This is a genomic window from Streptosporangium sp. NBC_01639, from assembly GCF_045209755.1.
Classification (GTDB): Bacteria; Actinomycetota; Actinomycetes; order Streptosporangiales; family Streptosporangiaceae; genus Streptosporangium.
Window position 1 is genome coordinate 2143754 of sequence record NZ_CP109272.1, and the last position, 20954, is coordinate 2164707.

Annotated in this window: 18 protein-coding genes, 1 tRNA gene and 1 riboswitch; of the genes, 5 read left to right on the forward strand and 14 right to left on the reverse strand. The window is 72.1% G+C overall.

All coding sequences use genetic code 11. The features are described from left to right. Nucleotides 1-247 precede the first annotated feature (247 nt). Nucleotides 248-1708, forward strand: a complete 1461-nt coding sequence (locus OHA77_RS09565) for a multicopper oxidase family protein (RefSeq protein WP_406317528.1) — start codon at nt 248-250, stop codon at nt 1706-1708. Nucleotides 1709-1871: 163 nt separating this feature from the next. Here the strand turns inward: OHA77_RS09565 and OHA77_RS09570 are convergent. Beyond that, nucleotides 1872-1945 (reverse strand) — tRNA-Ile (locus tag OHA77_RS09570). 155 nt (nt 1946-2100) lie between these two features. On the opposite strand from OHA77_RS09570, the gene galK reads away from it, so the two are divergent. Then, nucleotides 2101-3219: a galactokinase gene (galK, locus tag OHA77_RS09575; protein ID WP_326820983.1), complete on the forward strand. Its 1119-nt coding sequence runs from the start codon at nt 2101-2103 to the stop codon at nt 3217-3219. A gap of 42 nt (nt 3220-3261) precedes the next feature. Here galK and OHA77_RS09580 read toward each other — a convergent pair whose 3' ends face one another. Further along, complete coding sequence (locus OHA77_RS09580; RefSeq protein WP_326820982.1) at nt 3262-3831, reverse strand: MarR family winged helix-turn-helix transcriptional regulator; 570 nt, start codon at nt 3829-3831, stop codon at nt 3262-3264. Between the two features lie 66 nt (nt 3832-3897). Between OHA77_RS09580 and OHA77_RS09585 the strand changes: the two genes are divergently transcribed. Continuing rightward, nucleotides 3898-5298, forward strand: a complete 1401-nt coding sequence (locus tag OHA77_RS09585) for an MFS transporter (RefSeq protein ID WP_406317530.1) — start codon at nt 3898-3900, stop codon at nt 5296-5298. Here the strand turns inward: OHA77_RS09585 and OHA77_RS09590 are convergent. From OHA77_RS09590 to OHA77_RS09615, 6 genes are read right to left on the reverse strand one after another with little or no spacing between them, the layout of a single operon-like run. Then, nucleotides 5244-6854, reverse strand: a complete 1611-nt coding sequence (locus tag OHA77_RS09590) for a dipeptide ABC transporter ATP-binding protein (RefSeq protein WP_406317531.1) — start codon at nt 6852-6854, stop codon at nt 5244-5246. The genes OHA77_RS09585 and OHA77_RS09590 overlap by 55 nt on opposite strands. After that, a complete protein-coding gene (locus OHA77_RS09595) occupies nt 6851-7720 on the reverse strand; it encodes an ABC transporter permease (RefSeq protein ID WP_406317533.1) in 870 nt (289 codons plus the stop codon). Before OHA77_RS09595 ends, OHA77_RS09590 begins: the two co-directional genes overlap by 4 nt. Then, the gene (locus OHA77_RS09600) at nt 7717-8688 is read right to left on the reverse strand and encodes an ABC transporter permease (RefSeq protein WP_406317534.1); all 972 of its coding nucleotides are present in this window, start codon (nt 8686-8688) and stop codon (nt 7717-7719) included. The genes OHA77_RS09595 and OHA77_RS09600 overlap by 4 nt, the downstream gene beginning before the upstream one ends. Beyond that, nucleotides 8685-10310 (reverse strand): ABC transporter substrate-binding protein, encoded by a 1626-nt coding sequence (locus OHA77_RS09605; protein WP_406317536.1) that lies wholly within the window; start codon nt 10308-10310, stop codon nt 8685-8687. Before OHA77_RS09605 ends, OHA77_RS09600 begins: the two co-directional genes overlap by 4 nt. Nucleotides 10311-10364: 54 nt before the next feature. Continuing rightward, a complete protein-coding gene (locus OHA77_RS09610; protein ID WP_406317538.1) occupies nt 10365-12119 on the reverse strand; it encodes an FAD/NAD(P)-binding protein in 1755 nt (584 codons plus the stop codon). 43 nt (nt 12120-12162) lie between these two features. Then, the gene (locus OHA77_RS09615) at nt 12163-13107 is read right to left on the reverse strand and encodes a glutathione S-transferase C-terminal domain-containing protein (protein ID WP_406317539.1); all 945 of its coding nucleotides are present in this window, start codon (nt 13105-13107) and stop codon (nt 12163-12165) included. Nucleotides 13108-13144: 37 nt separating this feature from the next. Further along, nucleotides 13145-13257: riboswitch (SAM riboswitch) on the reverse strand. Between the two features lie 52 nt (nt 13258-13309). On the opposite strand from OHA77_RS09615, the gene OHA77_RS09620 reads away from it, so the two are divergent. After that, nucleotides 13310-13810, forward strand: a complete 501-nt coding sequence (locus OHA77_RS09620; RefSeq protein WP_406317540.1) for a DUF402 domain-containing protein — start codon at nt 13310-13312, stop codon at nt 13808-13810. Nucleotides 13811-13825: 15 nt separating this feature from the next. Here OHA77_RS09620 and OHA77_RS09625 read toward each other — a convergent pair whose 3' ends face one another. The 4 genes from OHA77_RS09625 to OHA77_RS09640 form a co-directional block, all read right to left on the reverse strand. Further along, the gene (locus tag OHA77_RS09625; RefSeq protein ID WP_406317541.1) at nt 13826-14599 is read right to left on the reverse strand and encodes an enoyl-CoA hydratase-related protein; all 774 of its coding nucleotides are present in this window, start codon (nt 14597-14599) and stop codon (nt 13826-13828) included. Nucleotides 14600-14710: 111 nt separating this feature from the next. After that, nucleotides 14711-15907: a DegT/DnrJ/EryC1/StrS family aminotransferase gene (locus tag OHA77_RS09630; RefSeq protein ID WP_406317542.1), complete on the reverse strand. Its 1197-nt coding sequence runs from the start codon at nt 15905-15907 to the stop codon at nt 14711-14713. Beyond that, a complete protein-coding gene (locus OHA77_RS09635) occupies nt 15904-16680 on the reverse strand; it encodes an amidohydrolase family protein (protein ID WP_406317543.1) in 777 nt (258 codons plus the stop codon). Before OHA77_RS09635 ends, OHA77_RS09630 begins: the two co-directional genes overlap by 4 nt. Beyond that, nucleotides 16677-17396: an amidohydrolase family protein gene (locus tag OHA77_RS09640; RefSeq protein WP_326820970.1), complete on the reverse strand. Its 720-nt coding sequence runs from the start codon at nt 17394-17396 to the stop codon at nt 16677-16679. Before OHA77_RS09640 ends, OHA77_RS09635 begins: the two co-directional genes overlap by 4 nt. Nucleotides 17397-17523: 127 nt before the next feature. On the opposite strand from OHA77_RS09640, the gene OHA77_RS09645 reads away from it, so the two are divergent. Next, nucleotides 17524-19494: a hypothetical protein gene (locus OHA77_RS09645; RefSeq protein ID WP_406317544.1), complete on the forward strand. Its 1971-nt coding sequence runs from the start codon at nt 17524-17526 to the stop codon at nt 19492-19494. A gap of 16 nt (nt 19495-19510) precedes the next feature. Here the strand turns inward: OHA77_RS09645 and OHA77_RS09650 are convergent, their stop codons facing one another. After that, a complete protein-coding gene (locus tag OHA77_RS09650; RefSeq protein WP_406317546.1) occupies nt 19511-20587 on the reverse strand; it encodes a dihydrodipicolinate synthase family protein in 1077 nt (358 codons plus the stop codon). Continuing rightward, nucleotides 20509-20892 (reverse strand): DegT/DnrJ/EryC1/StrS family aminotransferase, encoded by a 384-nt coding sequence (locus tag OHA77_RS09655; protein WP_406317547.1) that lies wholly within the window; start codon nt 20890-20892, stop codon nt 20509-20511. Before OHA77_RS09655 ends, OHA77_RS09650 begins: the two co-directional genes overlap by 79 nt. Nucleotides 20893-20954: the final 62 nt, after the last annotated feature.

The window sequence follows — 20954 nt, forward strand, 5'->3', positions numbered from 1 at the left end:
GGGAAACATCACTGGGTAGTGGCCGGTGATCGGCATTTGTTTCACCGTCTGTCGGAGGGGTTGCCGGGGCTTACGGCTCACTCGCTTCGCACCGGTGAACGCCGAGAAACAGCGAACGGTGAGCAATTTAGAGGAAGACACGCGGAGATCACACGTGCAACGTTCTTGGTGGCGAACGTCTCGCTGGCGGAGGGTCTAGCGGCGGACCCCGGGGGCCGCTTCATGCCGGTCATCGATTGGGGAAAGCATGCTGAACCGACGGCGATTGCTGGTGCTCGGTGCCACACTGGGCGGTGCGACGGCGCTGCCGTTCACCAGGCTGATCCCCGTGGACGCCGAGGATCGGGATCCGATCCACAATCCCCACCGCATCGGCCAGCCGGCCGCCGGCACCGGGGTACGGCCGACCGTGACGGCGTTCACCGAGCAGATGCCCGTGCCGCCGGTGCTCCAGCCGGTGCAGTCGGCCTCCGGCGTGGACGTCTACAAGATCGCCATCCAGGCCTCGACCGCCGAGCTTCTCCCCGGCCTCAAGACACCCGTGCTGACCTACGGCGGCTCGCTGGTCGGGCCCACCATCCGCGCCAGGACCGGCCGCCCCGTGAAGGTGACGTACGTCAACCAGCTGACCGAGCAGGCGAACGTGCACCTGCACGGCGGCCACGTGCCCGCGGCCAGCGACGGCCACCCCATGGACGTCATCCAGCCCGGCCAGTCACGGGTGTACGACTACCCGAACCGCCAGCAGGGCGCGACCCTGTGGTACCACGACCACAGCCACCACACCGAGGCCGAGCACGTCTACCGCGGCCTGCACGGCTTCTACCTCATCGATGACCCTGCCGAGAACAGGCTCGCGCTGCCGCAGGGGAAGTACGACGTACCCATCATGCTGCGTGACGCGCAGTTCGATCAGGACGGCGGCCTGGTCTTCTTCGACGACCCGGCGAACCGCACCACCATCCTGGCCAACGGCAAGATCCAGCCGTACTTCCCGGTGGCCGCGCGCAAGTACCGGTTCCGCCTGCTCAACGCCGCCAACGAGCACGTCTTCCGGCTGAACCTCGGCGGCAAGGAGATGGTGCAGATCGCCTCCGACAGCGGCCTGCTACCCGCACCGGTGCCCCTGACCGAACTGGTGCTCTCCTCGGCGGAACGGGCCGAGATCGTGATCGACTTCGCCCGCTACCCCGTCGGCACCAAACTGGTGCTCTCCAACGGGAGCGACCCCGTCCTGCGGTTCGACGTGGTGCGCCCGGCCATAGACCTCAGCCGCCTGCCCGGCACGCTGCGCCCGCTGCCCGCGCTGCCCGCCGCCACGATCGAGCGCGATGTGGCGATGAGCTTCGACCTGGCGGGCACCGGGCCGGTCGGTCTGGTCAACGGCAAGCCGTACGACCCGAACCGGATCGATTTCCAGATCAAGCGGGGCACCACGGAGATCTGGAACATCACCAACGCCGACACCATCCCCGGCGTCCAGCACACCTTCCACCTGCACATGACGAACTTCCGGGTGCTGGAGCGCGACGGCGGCAAGCCCCTGCCGCAGGACGCCGGGCTGAAGGACACCGTGCACGTGTCGGAGAACGGGAAGATGCGCGTGCAGGCGACCTTCGCCGACCACCTCGGCACGTACGTCTACCACTGCCACTTCCTCGAGCACTCCTCCCTCGGCATGATGGCGCAGATGGAGATCGTCCCGTAGGACGCTGACCTGCGGCGTTCCCGCGGCGATCCTGATTGTCGCCGCGGGAGCCGTACGGCCGGCCGCGAACGATCGGCGACGGCCCTGGACGACCGGACACGACGAAAGCGCCCCTGACCGGGATCACCCAGGTCAGGGGCGCTTTTCGTATGGTCACGAGAGGTAGGGCGGGCGGGACTCGAACCCGCGACCCAGGGATTATGAGTCCCCTGCTCTAACCGGCTGAGCTACCGCCCCTCGCGCGCATGCCGTACTGCGGCATTCAACCAAAGGTCCGCCCCGTTCGCACATCCGCCGGGCGGTACGCGTTCAAGATGTGACCTTTGGCGGCGGAACCGGCGCTCGGCGGACTCGCTAATCTACGGGGGGACGATGTCGAGGGGTGTTGGATCATGCGCGTTGTTGATGCTTTCCGTGAGTCGTTCGGTGCGGACCCACGGGGAGTGTGGCACGCTCCGGGGCGGGTCAACCTGATCGGCGAGCACACCGACTACAACGACGGCTTCGTGCTGCCGTTCGCCGTGCCGTGGGGGATCACCGCGGCGGTTGCGCCACGCGAGGACGACGTCGTCCGGCTCCGGTCGCTCCAGGCGGGCGAGCCGCTCACCATCGAAACCCTCGACCAGGCCGAGGGGTGGGCGCGCTACGTCGCCGGCGTGTTCTGGGCGCTCCGGGATGCCGGACAGCCGGTGCGGGGCGCCGATCTGGTGATCGACGGGGACGTGCCGCAGGGGGCGGGATTGTCGTCGAGCGCGGCGCTGGAGGTGGTCGTCGGGACCGCGCTCAACGAGCTGTACGGCCTGGGCCTGAGCAAGATGGAGATCGCCCTGGCCGGGCAGAAGGCCGAGAACGACTTCGTGGGCATGCCGTGCGGGATCATGGACCAGGCGGCGTCGGCCCTCGCCGAGCAGGGCAAGGCCCTGTTCATGGACTGCCGGAGCCTCGCCACCAGGAACATCCCGTTCGACCTGGCCCAGCACGGCCTCCAACTGCTGATCATCAACACCGGGGTCCGCCACGAGCTCGCCGACGGGCAGTACGCCCGCCGCCGCCAGGACTGCGAGAACGCCGCCAAGCGCCTGGGAGTGGACGCGCTGCGCGACGTCACCGACCTGGCCGGCGCCCTGGCCGGGCTCAGCGGCGACGAGCGCAGGCGCACCCAGCACGTGGTGACCGAGAACCACCGGGTCGAGGCGCTGATCGGGCTGCTGCGCGCCGGAGCGGTGCGGGAGATCGGGGCCCTGCTGAACGCCTCCCATCTGTCGCTGCGCGACCAGTTCGAGGTGTCCTGCGCCGAGCTGGACGTGGCCGTGGAGTCGGCGGTCCGGGGCGGGGCCAGAGGCGCGCGGATGACCGGCGGCGGGTTCGGCGGATCGGCCATCGCACTGGTCGCCGACGACCGGGTGGAGTCGGTACGGGAGTCGGTCGCCCGGGCCTACGCCGAGCGCGGCTGGGCCGCGCCGGAGATCTACCCCGCCACCCCGGCCGCCGGGGCCCGCCGGCTCGGCTGAGCCTTCCTACCGCCGCCGAGCATCACCCGGTTCGTCATGCCCTCACGACGAACCGCGCCCCGGGACGGCAGAGGGTTTCCGGTCGCCCAGGGACCAGTCCGGCATCAGCGGCGGACCGTCCGCCTCCACGCCGCGGACCAGTCGGCGCAGCAGGCCGTCGAGCAGTTCGCGCTCACCGGGGTCGAGCAGGTCCAGCAGTGCCCTTTCCGACCGGTCGCCCTCCTCCATGCGCTCCTCCCACACCGCGCGCCCCCCGTCGGTCAGCGCGACGAGCAGGCGGCGGCGGTCACCGGGGTCGGGCACGCGGGTGATGTATCCGGCCCGTTCCAGCCGGTCGAGCCGGTTGGTCAGCGTGGCGGGGTGGGTGTCCAGCCACTCGGTCAGCAGCGACGGCGTCACCTGGTAGGGCGGGCCGGCCGCGACGAGGTGGTGGAGCACCTCGAACTCCCAGGGCTTGAACCCGGACGAGGCCAGCCAGGTCTCCTTGTTGCGCCGCAGCAGCCGCACGAGTATCTGCATGCGCGTCACGATCCCCTCGACCTGCGGGTCGAGGTCGGACAGCTCGCGTGACCAGTGCGCGATGTGGCGGTCGACCGAGTCCTGCTCTGACATGACCACAGATTAGCGGTCAGCTTTATATGAATGCGTATATTTTTATTTCGTAGTAACTTCGCCCGTATGACCCCCTTGCGAGATCCACGCTTCCGTCTGTTGTGGACCGGCCAGACCCTTTCGCACATCGGCGACGCCGTCACCCCCGTCGCCCTCGCCCTGGCGATCGTCACCGCGACGGGCTCGGCCATCGACCTCGGTCTGGTCCTGGCCGCCCAGTCGGCGGCCACGGTGGCGCTGATGCTGCCCGGCGGTGTCTGGGCCGACCGGCTCCCCCGCCAGCGTGTGATGCTGGTCGCCGACGTGGTCCGCGGGCTGGCCTACACCGCCATCGGCATCGAGCTGATCACCGGAACGGTCGACATCGTCCATCTGGCGGTGCTCGCCGCGATCTGCGGCGCGGCGACGGCGTTCTTCCTGCCCGCCACCACCGGACTGGTGCCCGCCACCGTCGACGCCGAGCACCTGGCCCGGGCCAACGCGCTCATGGCGATCGCCAAGCGCGGATCCATGCTGCTCGGTCCCGGGATCGCCACCGCCCTCGCGCTGACCGCCGGGCCGGGCTGGGCGCTGATCCTCGACGCCGCGACGTTCGCGGTCAGCGCGGTGCTGCTGGGCCGTCTGCGGCTCGCGCCGATCCCGTCCGCGCCGCGTGAGCGGTTCGGCAGGCAACTCGTCGAGGGCTGGACCGTGTTGCGCCGCCACCGGTGGTACTGGACGAACCTCATCGGCCACGCACTGTGGAACCTGGGCCGCTGCGTCCTGATCACGCTCGGCCCGCTGATCGCCGTCACCGGCCTCGGCGGTCAGCTGGCCTGGGGGACGATCGTGCAGGGCGGCACGGTCGGCGCCCTCTGCGGGGCGTTGCTCGCGCTGCGGGCCAGACCGCGCAGCCCCCTCGTCGCGGCCAACCTCGCGCTCGCGCTCGGCGCGCTCCCCCTGGTCACACTCGCCGCCGGGGCGCCCGCCCTGGTCGTCGCGGCGGCCTACGGGCTGATGGCCGGCGGCCTGGCGTTCATGTCCCCCTTCTGGGAGACCGCAGTTCAGGAGCACATCCCCGCCGAGGCGATCTCACGGGTGTCGGCCTACGACTGGATGCTCTCCCTGGGGCTGATGCCACTCGGCATGGCCCTGGCCGGACCGCTGTCCGCGGTTGCGGGGACGGCCCCCACGCTGTACGGCGCGGCGGCCCTGATCGCCCTCTCCTGCCTGGGGGTACTGGCCCTGCCCGACGTGCGCCGGCTCGGCCGGGCGAATGCCGAGGCCGGCCCGCCGGACCGGGAGCCCCTCTCCCCGTCCGGCGAGGCCCCCGGCGACCTCCCCCCGGCCGGCCGGGAACCCACCGGCCTCCACCCGTCCGGTCAGGCTCCCACCGGCCTCCGCCAGTCCGGCCGGACCCCCGGCCGGCCCGATCAGGGTGCCGCGGACACGAGCTTGGGCACCGCGCCGAGCAACTCCCGGGTGTAGTCGTGCCTGGGGAGGAAGAACACCTCGTCCACATGCCCCTCCTCCACGACCCGGCCTTCGCGCATGACCAGCACCCGGTCGCTGATGTGGTGCACCACTCCCAGGTCGTGGGAGATGAAGATCAGGGCGGTCCCGTCGGCCGCCTGGATCTCCGCGAGCAGGTCGAGCACCTGGGCCTGGATCGACACGTCCAGCGCGGAGACGGGTTCGTCGCAGACGATGACGCGGGGGCGGGGAGCGAGAGCCCTGGCGATGGCCACCCGCTGACGCTGTCCGCCGGAGAGCCGCCGGGGATGCCGTCCGGCGATGTCGGCCGGCAGGCCCACCCGCGCCAGCAGCTCGGCCACCCGTGCCTTCCGCTCCCCGGAGACCCCGGCGAGCGGCTCGGCGACCAGGCGGCCGACGGTGTAGCGGGGGTCGAAGGAGTCGAGTGGGTTCTGGGAGATCACCTGGATGGCGGACCGGTGGGGGCGGCGTCTGCGCTCGGAGACCGCCGACCAGGGTGCGCCGTCCAGTCGCACCTCACCGGAGAGGGGTGGCAGCAGGCCCAGCACCAGCCGGGCGACGGTCGTCTTACCCGAGCCCGACTCCCCCACGATGCCGACGGTCTCGCCGGGATGGACCTCGAAGGAGACGTCGTCCACCACGCGGCGGGAGCCGTACGCGGCGGAAAGACCCGAGACCTGCACGATCGGCGCGTCGCGGTCCACGGTCCGCTCGGGCAGCGGGACGCGCAGCGAGACTCCCCCGGTGGCGACGGCGGACAGCCGGGTGCCGCGCGAGGCGGACGAGGGGACGGCGGCCAGCAGCAGCCTGGTGTAGTCGTGCTCGGGCGCGGACAGCACACGGCCGGTCGGCCCCTCCTCGACGACCACGCCGTCCTTCATGACCAGCACACGGTCGGCGACGGAGGAGACCACGGCCAGGTCGTGGCTGATCATGAGCAGTGCGGTGCCAGCGGCCCTGCGGGCGGCGAGCAGGCGCAGGATCTGGGCCTGCACGGTGACGTCGAGCGCGGTCGTCGGCTCGTCGGCGATGATGAGCGGTGGGTCGGCGGCGATGGCCGAGGCGATGAGGGCACGCTGGCGCAGCCCTCCGGAGAGCTGGTGGGCGTACTGCCGGGCACGCACCTCAGGCTCCGGCACCCCTACCGCGTCGAGCAGTTCGATCATCTTCGCCCTGCGGCCGGCACGCGGCACCACGTCATGGGCGGCGAGCACCTCGGCGATCTCGTCGCCGACTGTGCGGAGCGGGTCGAGGGAGCCGAGGGCGTCCTGCAACACCAGACCCGCGAACCGGCCGCGCAGCCGCCGCCAGTCGCGTGCTCCGAACCGGAGTGCGTCTCCGCCCTTCACGGTGAACTTCGCCGCGGTCACCACCGAACCGGGACCGGCCAGCCCGACCAGGCTCCTGGCGGTGACGCTCTTGCCGGAACCCGACTCCCCGACGATCGCCACGCACTCGCCCGCCGCCATCGACAGGTTCACCCCTCGTACGGCCTCCACCCCGGAGGCGGGGAAGGCGACCCGCAGGTCCTCGATCTCGATGAGGCTCACCGGTGTCTCCCTTCGAAACGGCGCTGCAGGCGGCGCCCGACCAGGGTGAGGCTGATGACGGTCAGCGTGACGGCGAGGCCGGGGAACAGCGCCGTCCACCAGGCGACGCGCAGGTAGTTGCGCGCCTCCGACAGCATGGAGCCCCATTCCGGGCTGGGCGGCTGCGGGCCCATGCCGAGGAAGCTGAGCCCCGAGGTGGCGATGATGGCGGTGCCCATGCCGATCGTGGCGAGCACCGGCAGGGGGCCCAGGACGTTGGGCAGCACGTGGCGCAGGACCAGGACCGGGCGGCGCAGGCCGAAGGTGACCGCCTGCTCGACATAGCCGGACCGGCGGACGACGAAGGTCTGGGCCCGGATCACGCGGGCGTAGTTGGGCACCTGGGCCAGGCCGATGGCGAGGATGACGTTGCCGGTACCGGGGCCGGTGACCGCGATGACCAGCAGGGCCAGCAGCAGCTCGGGGAAGGTGGCCAGCACGTCGAACAGGCGGCTGAGCAGCTCGTCGAGGTAGCGGGGGGACAGCCCGGCCAGCACGCCCAGCAGGGTGCCGGCCCCGGTGGCGAACAGGATCGCGGCCGCGCCGATGCCCAGCGAGTGCCCGGCGCCGTGGACGACCCGGGCCAGTACGTCCCGGCCGAGGTGGTCGGTGCCGAACCAGTGCCCGGCGCCCGGTGCGGTGAGCGCGTGCAGTGGGTCGGCGGCCAGCGGGTCCACGCCGCCCAGCAGCTTCGGGGCCAGGGCGGCGACCGCGACGAAGGCCAGGAAGAGCAGCGGAACGACCAGCCCGGGGCGCACGCCGTACCGGCGCCCGGCGGGGGTGGGGGCGGCGGCCGTGACCGGCGGCGCCTGGGTGACGGCGGTCATCGGCTGCTCCTCAGGCGGGGGTCGATCGCGAGGTAGGTGAGGTCGACGATCGTGCTGACCGTGACGTAGACCAGGGCCGACAGCAGCACGACCGCCATCACCACCGGCATGTCCTTGCCGGTCACCGCCGTCAGGGTCACCTGGCCGAGCCCGGGACGGCCGAACACCGCCTCCACGATGATCGCGCCGCTGAGCAGGGTGCCGGTGAACCAGCCGGTGAGGGTGACGGCCGGGAGCAGGGCGTGCCGCAGGGCGTGCCGGGCGACCAGCCGCCATTCGGTGATGCCGCGCGAGCGCGCGGTCACCGCGAACGGCTCCTCCAGCGCCCGCTCCAAACCCTCGCGCAGCACCTGCCCGAGCACACCGCAGATCGGGAGGCTCAGCGCCACGGCGGGCAGTACCAGGGAGACGAGCCCCTGGTCACCGGAGACGGGGAACCAGCCGAGAGTGAAGGAGAACACGGCGAGCAGCAGGATCCCGATCAGGAACGGCGGGACGGACACCGCCACCAGCTCCGACAGACCGGCCAGCCCACCGAGCCAGGTCCGGCGCCCGGCGGTGGCCAGCGCGAGCGCCAGGGCCAGGACGGTTCCGATGAGCGCGGCGGCGAGGGCGAGCCGGACCGTCGGCCCGATCTGTGAGGCCAGGACGTCGCCGACGCCGCGCTGCAGGATGTAGGAACGGCCGAGGTCGCCGTGGAACAGCCGGGCCAGGTAGTCGCCGTACTGGTGCAGGGCCGAGCGGTCCAGCCCCCATTCGGCGACGATCTGCGCCCGCCGTTCGGGGGTGTCGAGGCCGTCGCCGATCAGGACGTCGACGGTGTCGCCGGGGACGAGCAGCAACGAGACGTAGGCCGCGGTGGCGGCGGCCCAGAGTACGGCGAGGCCGGATCCGAGCCGCCGGGCCACCGGGCCGAGCCACCCGGCGGCGGCCAGCCCCCGCCGCCGGGTGAGTGTGAGGGTGCTCACGTCCCTATCCGGACGTCGTAAGCACTGTTGGGGGTGCCGGAGACCGGCTCGAAGGTGAGCCCGGTGACCCCGGAGCCGTAGGCGACCTGGTCGGCCGGCACGTAGAGCGGGAGGAGCAGTGCCTCGTCGGTGACGAATTTCTGCACCTTGGCGTAGAGCTTTTTGCGCTCGGCGGCGTCGGAGCCGGCCGACGCCTCGTCGAGGAGGCGCTCCAGCTCGGCGCTCTCGTAGTGGGTGCGGTTGATCGCGGCACCCTTCGGCAGGATCAGGTTGAGCGCCGCCCCGGCGTCGGTGTCGCCGCGTGAGTTCTCGAAGACCTCGTACTGGTTGCCCTCGTAGGCCTTCAGCGCGGTGCCCTGGTCGACCAGCCTGACCTGGAAGTCGATGCCGGCGCTCTGTTTCACCGCGGCCTGGATCGCCTGGGCGAGGATGTCGCGGCGGTCCCTGACGAACGGGGCCGAGGCCACGGTCCGCACGGTCAGCCGCTTGCCGTCCTTGACCCGGAAGCCCTCGGCGTCGCGCTTGTCCCAGCCGGCCTCGTCGAGCAGCTTGTTGGCCCGCGCCGAGTCGTCGCCGAAGGTGTTCTCCAGTGAGGCGTCGTAGAACTGCGGGCTGCCCTGTCCGATGATACTCCAGGCCCGCTTGGCGGTGCCCTGGTAGACCGAGTCGAGCACGGTGTCGACGTCGACGGCGTCCCGGAACGCCTGGCGGATCCGCTTGTCGTCGAACGGGGGGTGGGAGACGTTGAAGTAGTAGGAGAAGGCGCTGCCGGAGTTGAGGCTGGTCTCGAACCTCAACCGGGAGTCGGCCTTGATGAGGCCGATCTCGGTGGCCGGCACGCCCTCGATCACCTGGACCTGGCCCGAGGTGAGCGCACCGACCCGGACCGCCGCCTCGGGCAGGAAGCGGTAGGTCACCTCCGACAGGTACGCCGGGCCCTGGTGGGCCGATCCGGCGGGCGGCCAGTTGTAGTTCGGGTTGCGCTTGTAGTGGACCTCCTGGCCGGGTGTGAACCGGTCGAGGATGAACGGCCCGGTGCCGACGACGTCGACGCCGCCGGCCTTGAGGTCCTTGGCGTTCTTCAGCGACTTCGGGGAGACCTGACCGGCGTAGGGCGAGGACAGGAAGTCCAGGAACAGCCCGTCCGGCGCCTTCAGCGTGACCTTGAGGGTGTGCGTGCCGGTCACCTCGGTCTTTCCGAGGTTGCGGAGCTGGATGGCGGCCACCGCCGCGTTGTAGCCCGGCACGAGGAACTGGTCGAGGTTGGCCTTCACCGACGCCGCGTCGAACTTCTCCCCGTCGTGGAAGGTGACGTCGTCGCGGAGCTGGAAGGTGTAGGTCAGGCCGTCCTTGGAGACCTTCCAGGACGTGGCCAGCCATGGCAGGAACCCGCCGTCGCCGCTGCGGGCGATCAACGAGTCGAACTGGTTGTGCACCAGCAGGCGGGCCTTGTTCTGGCCCCACTGCTGGGGGTTGAACGTGGTGGGCTGCGTCTCCACCGCCCAGGTCAGCGACCCGCCGTCACCGCCGCCGGCCGCGGCCGTCGGGGACTGCGCCTCGGCTCCGCAGGCCGTGATCGCCAGCACCCCGGCCAGGGTCAGGACACCCCATCTCACCTTCACGCTCTTCTCCTCAACGACTCGGACGGCTCGAACGGCTCGAACGGCTCAGGCGGCTCAGGCGACATGTCTGATCTGGGTGGTGACGGCCTCGGACAGCACGAGTCGGGCGAGCGCGTCGGCGTGCCGGAAAAGCGGGGCGTTGAGCCCGGGCCGGGCGAATCCGCCGGTGGCCCGGCCACCGGCGACCCACGGGCCGAAGGCGAATCTGCGGGGGTGGGGGGCGTCAGACCGGTCCAGCACGCGCCGGTCGGCGGGCCGGACCTTCAGCAGCCCGGAGTCCTCGCCGGCCTCGCCCCGGTCACGGAGTGCGGAGATCAGCGGATCGGTGGCCCGGCTCACGCTGGGTGCGGGCAGCCGGGCCTCGATCAGGGTCCTGGCCGCCACCCCGCCGGGGACGGTGGGGCTGTGGGCCCACCAGCTCCGGTCACGGTGCTCGACCCTCAGGTCCGCGCCGAGGAAGGTGACCACGCCCGCCGCGGCGAGCGCCCGCAGTTCCTCCAGCCGGGGACCGGGCGGGCCGCTGGCGAGGTAACTGAAGAAGCCGTGGAACCACGGGTCGGAGACACCCAGCTCGGCGAGGACGCCGTAGACGGACAGCAGCCCGAGGATCATGGCGTGGTCGGCGCTGTGCGCCGGGTCGGAGCGCCGCTCCAGGTCGGCGCCCAGGTAGCCGTTCATCCATCTGCGCAGTCCCGCCGAGTCGCCGAACCGCATGCGCTCCAGCGGGCGATCCAGCCGATCGAAGTCCAGCCGGTCCAGGTACCGGGGTACGGCCCTGCGGATCAGTGCCCGCATCCCGGCGCTGCGCCACTCCTCTGCCGCGTACGCCTCCTCGAACTCCGCCCAGCTCACCCGGGACCGGCTCGGATGGGCGGTGATGAGCTCGTGGTAGTACGCGAACCCCAGTTCCTTGGCGACCAGCGGCCACACGTCCCGGCGGAAGGTCCACGGCCCCTCGCCCAGTGCCGCCGCGGTGAGGAAGCGCGGCACCGGCGGGCGGGCGCCCCGGAACGGGTATCCGGTCTTCGCGTGGTACGGCACACCGCGGCGCGACCCCATCTGCAGCAGCGGCTCCCGGCCGCTGGGCAGGTAGACCAGTTCCCCGTCGTACTCGCGGACGAAGCGGCCGCCGCGTCCCGAGGTGAGCAGCACCATCAGGTCGACGGAGGCCAGCCCCATGCCCCGCACGATCACCGGTTCACCGGCGGGCACCTGATCCAGGTCGAGGTCGGCGGTGTAGCCGGTGGGCAGGTAGAGCAGCCCGTCGCGACCGGCCACGCCCGCCAGCTGCCGCTCCTGCCCGGTCGGGGTCACGTCGCCGTTCCCCTGGGCGAGGATCACCGCGTCCACTTCGAGCGTCCGGCCGTTCTCCAGGGTCACCGCCTGCCCACCGGGGATGTCGGTGAGGTCCAGCGCGCGGGTGGCGTGGACGTGGACGCGGACGCCGCGGGGGGCGGTGGTGACCGCACGCTGGAAGACGTGCGACAGGTAGGCGTTCTGGACCGGCCGGGAGGCGAACCTGCCGGGGTCGCCGCCGAGCCACTCGGCCAGCGAGGGGCCGGGGCGGATCGGGCCCCGGCACTGGACCGACTCGTCGGTGAACAGCGTCACGTCGGCCGCGGTGGAGTTCATCCAGAGCAGTTCGGGCTGCTCGGCACGCCAGACCCGGCCGCCGCCCGGCGGGTAGGGGTCGATGACGTGGATGTCCAGCGACGGCCAGTCGAGCAGGTCGGCGGCGTTGGCGCAGATCCGCTCCACCAGGCAGGTGCCCGTCGGCCCGGCTCCGACGACGGCGATGGCGGCGCTCATGCGGTCCCCCCGCCCGGTGACGCGGCGGTCCTCTGCGGCGGCTTCATACGGCGGCTCTGCGGTGCGGCTCGTCCCAGTCGGCGTGGAGCGGGGCCACCCGGATCCGCCAGGCGGCGGTCTCCGCGGCGGCGGGGGCCGTGATGGCGGTGAAGTCGGTGTTCTCGCGGAAGGCTGGGTGCCGGTAGAGGTCCCTGGCGTAGGCCCAGAGGTTGGGGAAGGCGGTCAGCGGGCGCTCGCTGATCCCGGCCGCCGGATTGTCGCTCAGGTCGAAGCGGAGCAGCGTCGGCCAGAGCCGCACGTCCGCCTCGGTGATCCCCGAGCCGAACAGGAACCTGCGGTCGGCGAGCCGGGCGTCGAGCTCCTCCAGGAAGGAGATCACCGCCCGCCGCGCCGCGCCGTACTCCGCCTCGGTGGTGGCCGAGGCGATGCGGCCCGCCGCCGTGTTGGCGTATTCGTAGATCCTGACGTTGAGCGCGTCGATCTCCGGGCGGAGCTCTTCGGGGTAGAGGTCGACGTCCGGGTCACCGCCGAACCGGGTGCCCAGGTCGATCGTGATGTCGGGGAAGTCGTTGCTGACGATCCGCCCGGACGTCCTGTCCCAGAGCGTCGGCACCGAGACATGCCCGTCGAACCCCGGCTCGGTCGCCTCGTAGGCCTCGCGGAGCGTGGCGAACCCGTTCACCGGGTCGGCTCCGCGCCGCTCCCGGAACGCCCAGCCGCGACCGTCGCGCTCGTCGTCCACATAGGACAGCGAGACCACGTCCTGTAGCCCTTTGAGGGATCGCACGATCGCCGCGCGCTGCGCGTAGGGACAGACCGCCGCGACGTAGAGGTGGTAGCGCCCGGGTTCGGCGGGGAACTCGCCGGTGCCGTCCACGGTGATCCGCCCCTGGAAGGGGTAGCGCGGACCGGGCCGGCCACCCGGCCGGTAACGGCCGTAGGTGTCGAAGTCCACGGGACCGGCATAGGTAAGTGTGATCTCGGACATGTGCTGCTCCCAGGCATGCCTCGGTGACCCGTTGAGGGGTCCGCGCTTGCGGCACGCCCACCGTGCCGCCCGGTCTTCCCCGGGGGCACCCCGCCGCGGCGCGAGGGTTGCCGGTCAGTGAGCCGGGGCTCTGCACTGACACTCTTAACCTAGTTAGAAGGTAGGAAATGCATAGATCTCTGTCAAGCCTTATTGTCGGGGGATGTCGCATGAAATGGTGAATGTGATCTATCGGAAATACGACGGCTCGCTGCACTGGAACCATCGGGCCCGGCTGCTCGGCGAGGACGAGCACGGCGTCTGGACGGGCTGCCCCGCGGGGACCACCGGCAGCAAGGGCACCGAGCCCCCGATCACCTGGCAGCACGCGTTCGTGCTGCTCCTCCCTCGCGACGCCTGGTGGACGGCCAACTTCAACGCCGCACCGAACAAGACCGAGATCTACTGCGACATCGCGACGGTGCCCCAGTGGAGCGACGGCCAGGTGACCATGGTCGACCTCGACCTCGACGTGATCCGCATGCGGGACGGCCGGATCATCCTGGACGACGAGGACGAGTTCGCCGAGCACCAGGTCCGCTACGCCTATCCCCCGGACGTCATCGAGAACGCCCGCACCACGGCCGCCCGGCTCATGAAGGCCGTCACCGCGGGTTCCGCCCCCTTCGGAGCCGCCCCCCACTGGCTCTCCCAGGTGACCTGAGAGCCGCGCAGACGCCTACAGCGGCGGGAAGTCGGGGGCGCGGCGTTCGACGAAGCTGGCCACCCCCTCGGCGAAGTCCGGGCGGCCGAACGACTCGGCCATCAGGCGCACGGCGGCGGTCTCCGCCGCCTCCATGGTCCGGCTCCCGTCGCCCCAGACCTGACGCTTGATCACGGCCATCGACGCCGGGGAGCTGTGCGCGACCAGTTCGCGGGCGTACGCCCGGACCTCCGCCAGCAGGTGCTCGCCGGGCACCGACCGGTTGACCAGGCCGAGCTCGTAGGCCTCCGCACCGGTGAACGTGCGACCGGACAGCAACAGGTCCATGGCCCGCACCTGACCGGCGAGCCGGGGCAGGATCCACGACAGACCGTATTCGGCGATCAGGCCGCGGCGGGCGAAGGCGGTGGTCCACTTGGCCTCGTCGGCGGTGAAGACCAGGTCGCAGACCAGGGCGTGGACCATGCCGAGCCCGGCGCAGGCGCCGTTGACGGCCGCGAGGACCGGCTTGCCGATCGTGGTCGGGAAGGTGGGGGGCCGCCTGTCCGGCTCTCTCTCGTAGGAACCGTCCCGGATGGCGTCGAGGGTCTGGAAGTCGGCGCCGGCACAGAAGCCCCTCCCCGCTCCGGTCACCACGATCACCCGGACCTCGGGGTCCTTCTCGGCCTCGGCCAGCAGGTCGAAGTAGCGCCGCCCCATCGCGTCGGTCCACGCGTTGAGCCGGTCCGGGCGGTTGAACGTCAGCGTCAACACGCCCCGGTCGACAGACGACAGCACCAGATCCAGCATTTCCCGCCTCCTTGCCCGCCTCCTACCGAATCATGTTCTACATCTTCTCCGCAACGCCCCTGCCGACACGGGTCCGCGACCGATCGGCCGAGGCCCCACCCGGATCCGCCGTCAGCCCCGGCGGGCCAGCACCCTGGCCAGCGCCTCGGCGACGTCGGAGGCGCCGGCCGGATCGTCCATCAGCATCGACTGCCGCAGCCAGACCACCGTCCGCGAGGCGGTTTCGGCCGACGGGCAGGGCTCGACCCGGGCGCCCGCGTCCGTCAGGGCCGCCATCGTGCCGAGCGGCGGATAGCCGCCCTCCAGCGGCACCCCCTCGGCCGCCATCGCGGCCAGCAGGAACTCCCGGTCGACGGGGGCGTTCACCCGCAGCATGAGCAGATGCCGGGAGTCCAGGGTGGTCCCGGGCGGCTGCGGCACCACGGTCACCGGAGGCCCGCCGTCTCCGGACCCGGCCGCCGGGAGCGCCGGAAGGCGGGCGAGCTCGCGCTCCACCGCCACGCAGAACGCGTTCCGCCGCGCGATCTCCTCTTCCAGCCGGTCCAGCCAGGGCAGCAGCAGGGCCGCCTGGATCTCGGTCAGCCGCAGGTTCCAGCCGACCTCGGGATGGCCGTACCACTGACCGCCGATCCGCCGCCCGAGGTTGCACACCGACCAGATGCGGGAGTGGACGTCCTCGTCCCGGCAGACGATCATGCCCCCCTCTCCCGCGGTCATGGCCTTGCTCGACTGGAAGCTGAACACCCCCGCGTCACCCAGGCCGCCGACCGGGCGGCCCCGGTAGGCGGCGCCGTGCGCCTGTGCGCTGTCCTCCACGACCGCCAGGCCGTGCCGTACGGCCGACGCGGTCAGGCCGTCCATGTCCGCAGGGCTGCCCGCGAGGTGGACCGGCATGATCGCGGCCGTCCTCGGGGTGATCGCCGCCTCGACGGCCGGCACGGACAGGTGCAGGTCCACCGGGTCGACGTCGACGATCACCGGGGTCGCCCCGGTCAGCAGGACCGAGGTGGCCGAGGCCACGAAGGTGTACGCCGGGACGATCACCTCGTCCCCCGGCCCCACGCCGAGGCCGCGCAGGGCGGCGAACAGCCCCAGGGTGGCGTTCCCGACCGCCGTGCCGTACGACACGGCGGACCGGGCCGCGAACGCCGCCGCAAGCTCGGCGCAGCGGGATCCCTGGGTGGCTCCCCAGTTTCCGCTCTCCAGCACTTCGCCGACCAGCTCGCGCTGCGCGGGAGAGAGCGGAGGCGGCCAGGACGGCCAGGGCGCGGAGCGGACGGGGGTTCCCCCGTCGATGGCGAGTTTCATCCGTTTCCTTCCAGCGGGGAGATCCCGGCCCTCGGTGACGGGGAGGACGGGAGGGTCAGGCGGTCGCCCAGGACGCGAGCGAGGTTACCGCCCAGGATCAGGTCGCGATCGACCTCGGCGAGCGGCGCCAGGGCGACCCGGCCGAGCCCGGCACGCAGGTCCAGGAAGCAGGCGTCGGAGCCGTAGACCACCCGCTCGGGCCCGGCGAGCGCGGCCAGACGGGAGATCCAGCGACCGGTGATCTTCGATCCGCAGACCTCCAGCAGCACCGACGGGTGGTCGGCCACCAGCCGGGCCGCGCGGGTGAAGCCGTACGACCACAGGCCGGTGTGGCCCATCAGCAGCGGCACGTCCGGGTGGCGCGCCGCCACCGTGGCGAACTGCGCGGGATCGCCCCAGGGCGAGTCGGTCTGGCTGTGCGCGAGGACCGGCAGCCCGAGGGCGAAGACCGGCTCGTAGCGCGGGTCGTCAAGGCGGCACTGGTGCACGTCGGGGTGGAGCTTGACGCCCCAGGCCTCCGGCCGATCGGTCAGCGGCGTGCGGTGGTGCGGGTTGTAGACCTGCCAGACTCCGAACCTGCCGGGATGCGCCGCCGCCGTCTCGAAGGCGCGGCGGTTGCCCGCCACCGCGTCCGGCCCGACACCGAGCAGGTCGCTGACGCCCATCGCGGCGATGCCGAGCCGGTCCATCATCGCGGCCAGCCCCGCGGCCGAGGGGTCGGGGATGAGGAAGTCGGGCCAGGCGCCGACGTGTCCGTGGGCGTCGAGGATCACAGCAGCCTCCGCAGGGTGCCCGAGGCGATCAGCGCCACCTCGGCGGGCGTGAGGTCGAGATGGTCGAGGAGGAACCGGGGCCCGCAGTCGTCGAGCACCGGCGCGCCGGTGCCGAACACCAGCCGGTCCGCGCCGTACCGCTCGGCCAGCCACTCGACCCCGCGCTGGGTGTTGACCGTGCCGATCTCCAGCCAGAGGTTCGGCAGCTCGGCCATCAGCTCGGCGACCGCGCGCAGCCGCCGGTAACCGGGATTGAGCAGGAGCACGCGCAGGTGCGGGAGCGCGGCGGCCAGGGTGCGGAGCCGCTCGGGCGAGGTCTCCTCCAGGTCGACGGCCACCGTCAGGTCGCGCCCGGCCATCGCCTCCAGCCAGCGCAGCGCGACGGGGCCGGTCAGCTCGAACCTATGCCTTTCCGGGCAGAGTCGCACGAACCTGACGTCCCAGGCGAGCACCTCGTCCAGGGTCGCCGGGGCGCTCGCCCCCGGCACCCCGGGGACCACCACCGGCACCGGGATCAGCCGGGGATCGTCGAGGGCGAACAGAGCCTCGTTCCCGGCCGACGGGTCGGAGTAAAGGCTGAGGGTGTGGGTGACGCAGGCCGCTTCGATCCCCAGCCGGTCCATGTCCGGCCGGGGATCGGCGGGGAGATCGTCGAACGGCACGGGCCCGACCAGGCGCCAGGCGTCGACCACCGACAGATCCGTCAATTTCGGCACGGACCGAAATCTTCCCAGACGGATAAACGCGCGTCAATGCCTTGACCGGCATGCCAGAGAAAGGCTTATGGACATTACGGCTAGGGCCGTTATACCTTGCGCCCGACCCAACTTCTCGGAGGCACGCATGATCCCCCCACGCACGATCCCCCGCCGCCGGTTCCTCCAACTCGCCGCGGGATCGGTCGCCACGGGCGCCGTCTCGGCGGCCGTCCCGTCGGCGCCCGCCCACGGAGCCACGGGCGAACCCGAGGGGACGCTCACCGACCTCGGCCCTGCGAGCGTCACCAGCGCCCTGGGAAACGCCGAGTTCGCCGGTGGCGTCCTCTACGCCGCCACCCGCGGGCTCTCCCCCAACGCGGTGGGCTCCTACGACCTCGCCGCGGACGCGGTCACCGCCCATTTCGACATCCCCACCGGCATCGGGGTGTGGGCGATGTGCGCCACCGGCACCGACGTGTACATCGGCACCCACGGAGGCGCCTCCGACCTCTACCGGCTCGACACCCTCACCGGTACCGTCACCAAGGCCGCCGGCTACTCCGACGACTACATCTGGGCCATGGCGGCCTCGCCCGACGGCAAGGTCTACATGGGCCTGTCGCCGACCGGCCGGGTGGTCGAGTACGACCCGGCCGCCGGCACCAGCCGTGACCTGGGTGTCGCGACGCCGGGCGAGCAGTACGTGCGCAGCGTCGCCGCCGACGACACCACCGTCTACGCGGGGGTCGGCGCGCATGCCCACCTGGTGGCGATCGACCGCGCCACGGGCGCGAAGCGGGAGATCCTCCCGGCCGAGCTCGCGAGCCGGGACTTCGTGGCGAGCATGACCCTCTCCGGGACCCACCTCGCGGCGGGCATCTCGTCGTCCGGCGAGGTGCTCGTGCTGTCCACCTCCGACCCCGCCGACCACCGGATCCTCAAGGCGACCGCCCCGGGGGAGAAGTACGTGACCTCGGTGGTCATCCACGACGGCTACGTCTACTTCGCCGGCCGGCCGTCGGGTGCCCTGTACCGGTGCCCGCTGTCCGGAGGCGAGGTCGAGTCGCTCGGCGTGGCCTATCCCGAGGCCGCCACCCATCGGCTCCTGGTCCACGACGGCCGCGTCTACGGCATCCAGGACGGCGCGGTCTTCGTCTACGACCCGGCGACCGGTTCACTGGAGTACCGCAGCCTCGTCCAGCGCGGCTTCCGGGCCGCGCCCGAGCAGCCGATGTCCGTGCACTCCGACGGCCACCACGTCTACGTGGGCGGGAAGGGCGGCGCCGACATCCACGACGTGGCCGCGGGGACCCGTACCCGGCTGGGCATCCCGGGCGAGCCGAAGACGGCGCTGACGCTCAAGGACACCACGTATCTCGGCGTCTACACCCAGGGGCTGCTCTACGCCCACCGGCCCGGCGAGAGCTCGGCGCGGCTGCTGGCCCGGACCGGCAACCAGCAGGACCGGCCACGCGACCTGGCCTATGACACCCTGACCGGGCTGATCGTGATGCCCACCCAGCCCGAGCCCGGGCACATCAACGGGGCGCTGTCGCTGTACTCCCCGCGCACCGGCGCGTTCGACACCTACCGGCCGGTCGTCGAGCGCCAGAGCGTGTACTCGGTAGCCACCCGGCTCGGCACGGCCTACCTCGGCACGAACATCCAGGAGGGACTCGGTCTGCCGCCGGTGACCACCACGGCCCGGCTGGCGGCGTTCGACCTCCGGAAGCGCAAGCTCGTCTGGGAGCTCGAACCGGTGCCGGGCGCGCAGTACGTCGCCGCCCTCGGGCAGACCCCTCTCGCCCTGTACGGCCTGACCAACACAGGTGTGTTGTTCGAGTACGACTTCCTGCGCCGCAAGGTCACCCGGACCGCCAAGGTCGCCGACCGCGGCGGCGAACTCGTCGTCACCGGCCTCGTGGCCTACGGCACCGACGGCGACCGCGTCTACAAGGTCGACCTGCCCCGGCTCACCGCGACGACGATCGCCGGCGGCCTGGCGGGCGAGTGGTTCGGCGGGGAGCCGAAACTCTCCCTCGACCCGTCGGGTCGCGCGCTGTACGGCCTGCGCGGCCGGAACCTCGTCCGCATCGCGATCTCCGGCCGGCGCTGACCGGACCGGCGACGGCTCACGGTGACGTCGCGGACGGCTCCGTCCGCCCGGTCGCCGGCAGCCTGCCCTCGCCGAGGAGGCCGGCGGAGAGGTCGCCGGCCTCCTCGGTACGCGAGCGGACGTGACGCTCACCGGCCACCAGGAGCTCCCGGTCTTCCGCCAGGCCGGGGCCGTACGGATCGTGGGCGTGGCTGTCCGGGATGCGCCCCTCGGCGGCGGCCAGCCAGAGCATGCGCTGGACATACCCCTCCATCGGCTCGGTGAAGGTCGCCGCCGCGAGCCGGTCGAGCCGCGCCGACGCCCACTCGAACCGGCGCAGGTCGGAACCGGTGAAGGCGTGGAGCACCTCCGCCGTCACCTCGACGCGGGCCGCCGCGATGCCCACCAGTGCGGCTTCGGCCCCCCACAGCAGCGACGGGCCGAACATCCGGTCCTCGCCGGTGATGGCGAGCCTGCCCGCCGCACGGGTGAGAGCGATCGCCTCCTGGCAGCCCATGGCGTCCGACAGCAGCGCCGTCTTCAGCCCCGCGACCCCGGGGTGGCTGACCACCCGGCGCAGCACGTCGGCCGGGTAGGGCCTGACGTAGAGGTCGAAGGCGATCATCGGCAGGCCGGTCGAACGCCAGATCGCGTCGTGGGCGGCCACCGGATCGTCGGCGGGGAACACCAGGACGGCGTCCGCACCGAGGTCGGCCGCCGTCCGCGCCTCGGCCACCATCCGGGCGAGGACCGCGTCGGCACCGGCCGCCGTACCCGGATCCGCGGCCGGAGAGCCGCTGGCGCCCTCCGTGCCGGACGGTCCTTCCGCGCCCGCCGTACCAGGGGATCCACCGACTCCCACGACCACCGGCACGCCGGTGGCGACGGCACGGCCGATCAGGCCCGCACGGACCTCCGGTGCGAGGAAGGGTCCGCGCCCGGTGTGTGCGAGCACGGCCAGGGCGTCGGCCCCGTCGGCGACGAGGCCTCTCAGGTAGGCGTCGGCGAGGTCGAGGTCCACCTCACCCGCGGCGGTCATGGGGGTGGCCGCCGCCGCGACCAGCATGCCGCGCAGCCGGTCGCGCAGCAGGGCCGCCCGTGAATCGATGTGCATCCGGCGAGCCTAGACGCCGCGTCCGGCGGCGTGCATCCGGCGGTCCCCGGCTCGGATCGGCCGCGATGCCCGGCTCGGATCGGCCGCGGCGACCTGACAGGCGGGCCGACGAGCGCGGCCACCGCGGCCGGATCGAGCTTCCCCGTCAGCGGATCGGCGTCCGCGAAGACAGGAACGGCGTTCTGCGCCAAGATGGGGGCCACCGTGCCGAAGCCGGTCCACGGGGTCGTGCTGATCCCGTCTCCGGGATCGGGGGCGGCGGCCACCTCCTCGTCGCCGAGAGTCCGCCCGTCCGGTCCGGCCACGCCGGGGAAGGTCAGGCTCGACGAGCACCTCGCAAAGATAGAATCGAACGATAGCGGTCTCG

Coding starts and splice junctions, on each gene's coding strand:
- OHA77_RS09565 (WP_406317528.1), top strand. CDS start 248: ATGCTGAACCGACGGCGATTGCTGGTGCTCGGTGCCACACTGGGCGGT.
- galK (WP_326820983.1), top strand. CDS start 2,101: ATGCGCGTTGTTGATGCTTTCCGTGAGTCGTTCGGTGCGGACCCACGG.
- OHA77_RS09580 (WP_326820982.1), bottom strand. CDS start 3,831: ATGTCAGAGCAGGACTCGGTCGACCGCCACATCGCGCACTGGTCACGC.
- OHA77_RS09585 (WP_406317530.1), top strand. CDS start 3,898: ATGACCCCCTTGCGAGATCCACGCTTCCGTCTGTTGTGGACCGGCCAG.
- OHA77_RS09595 (WP_406317533.1), bottom strand. CDS start 7,720: ATGACCGCCGTCACCCAGGCGCCGCCGGTCACGGCCGCCGCCCCCACC.
- OHA77_RS09610 (WP_406317538.1), bottom strand. CDS start 12,119: ATGAGCGCCGCCATCGCCGTCGTCGGAGCCGGGCCGACGGGCACCTGC.
- OHA77_RS09615 (WP_406317539.1), bottom strand. CDS start 13,107: ATGTCCGAGATCACACTTACCTATGCCGGTCCCGTGGACTTCGACACC.
- OHA77_RS09620 (WP_406317540.1), top strand. CDS start 13,310: ATGTCGCATGAAATGGTGAATGTGATCTATCGGAAATACGACGGCTCG.
- OHA77_RS09625 (WP_406317541.1), bottom strand. CDS start 14,599: ATGCTGGATCTGGTGCTGTCGTCTGTCGACCGGGGCGTGTTGACGCTG.
- OHA77_RS09630 (WP_406317542.1), bottom strand. CDS start 15,907: ATGAAACTCGCCATCGACGGGGGAACCCCCGTCCGCTCCGCGCCCTGG.
- OHA77_RS09645 (WP_406317544.1), top strand. CDS start 17,524: ATGATCCCCCCACGCACGATCCCCCGCCGCCGGTTCCTCCAACTCGCC.
- OHA77_RS09650 (WP_406317546.1), bottom strand. CDS start 20,587: ATGCACATCGATTCACGGGCGGCCCTGCTGCGCGACCGGCTGCGCGGC.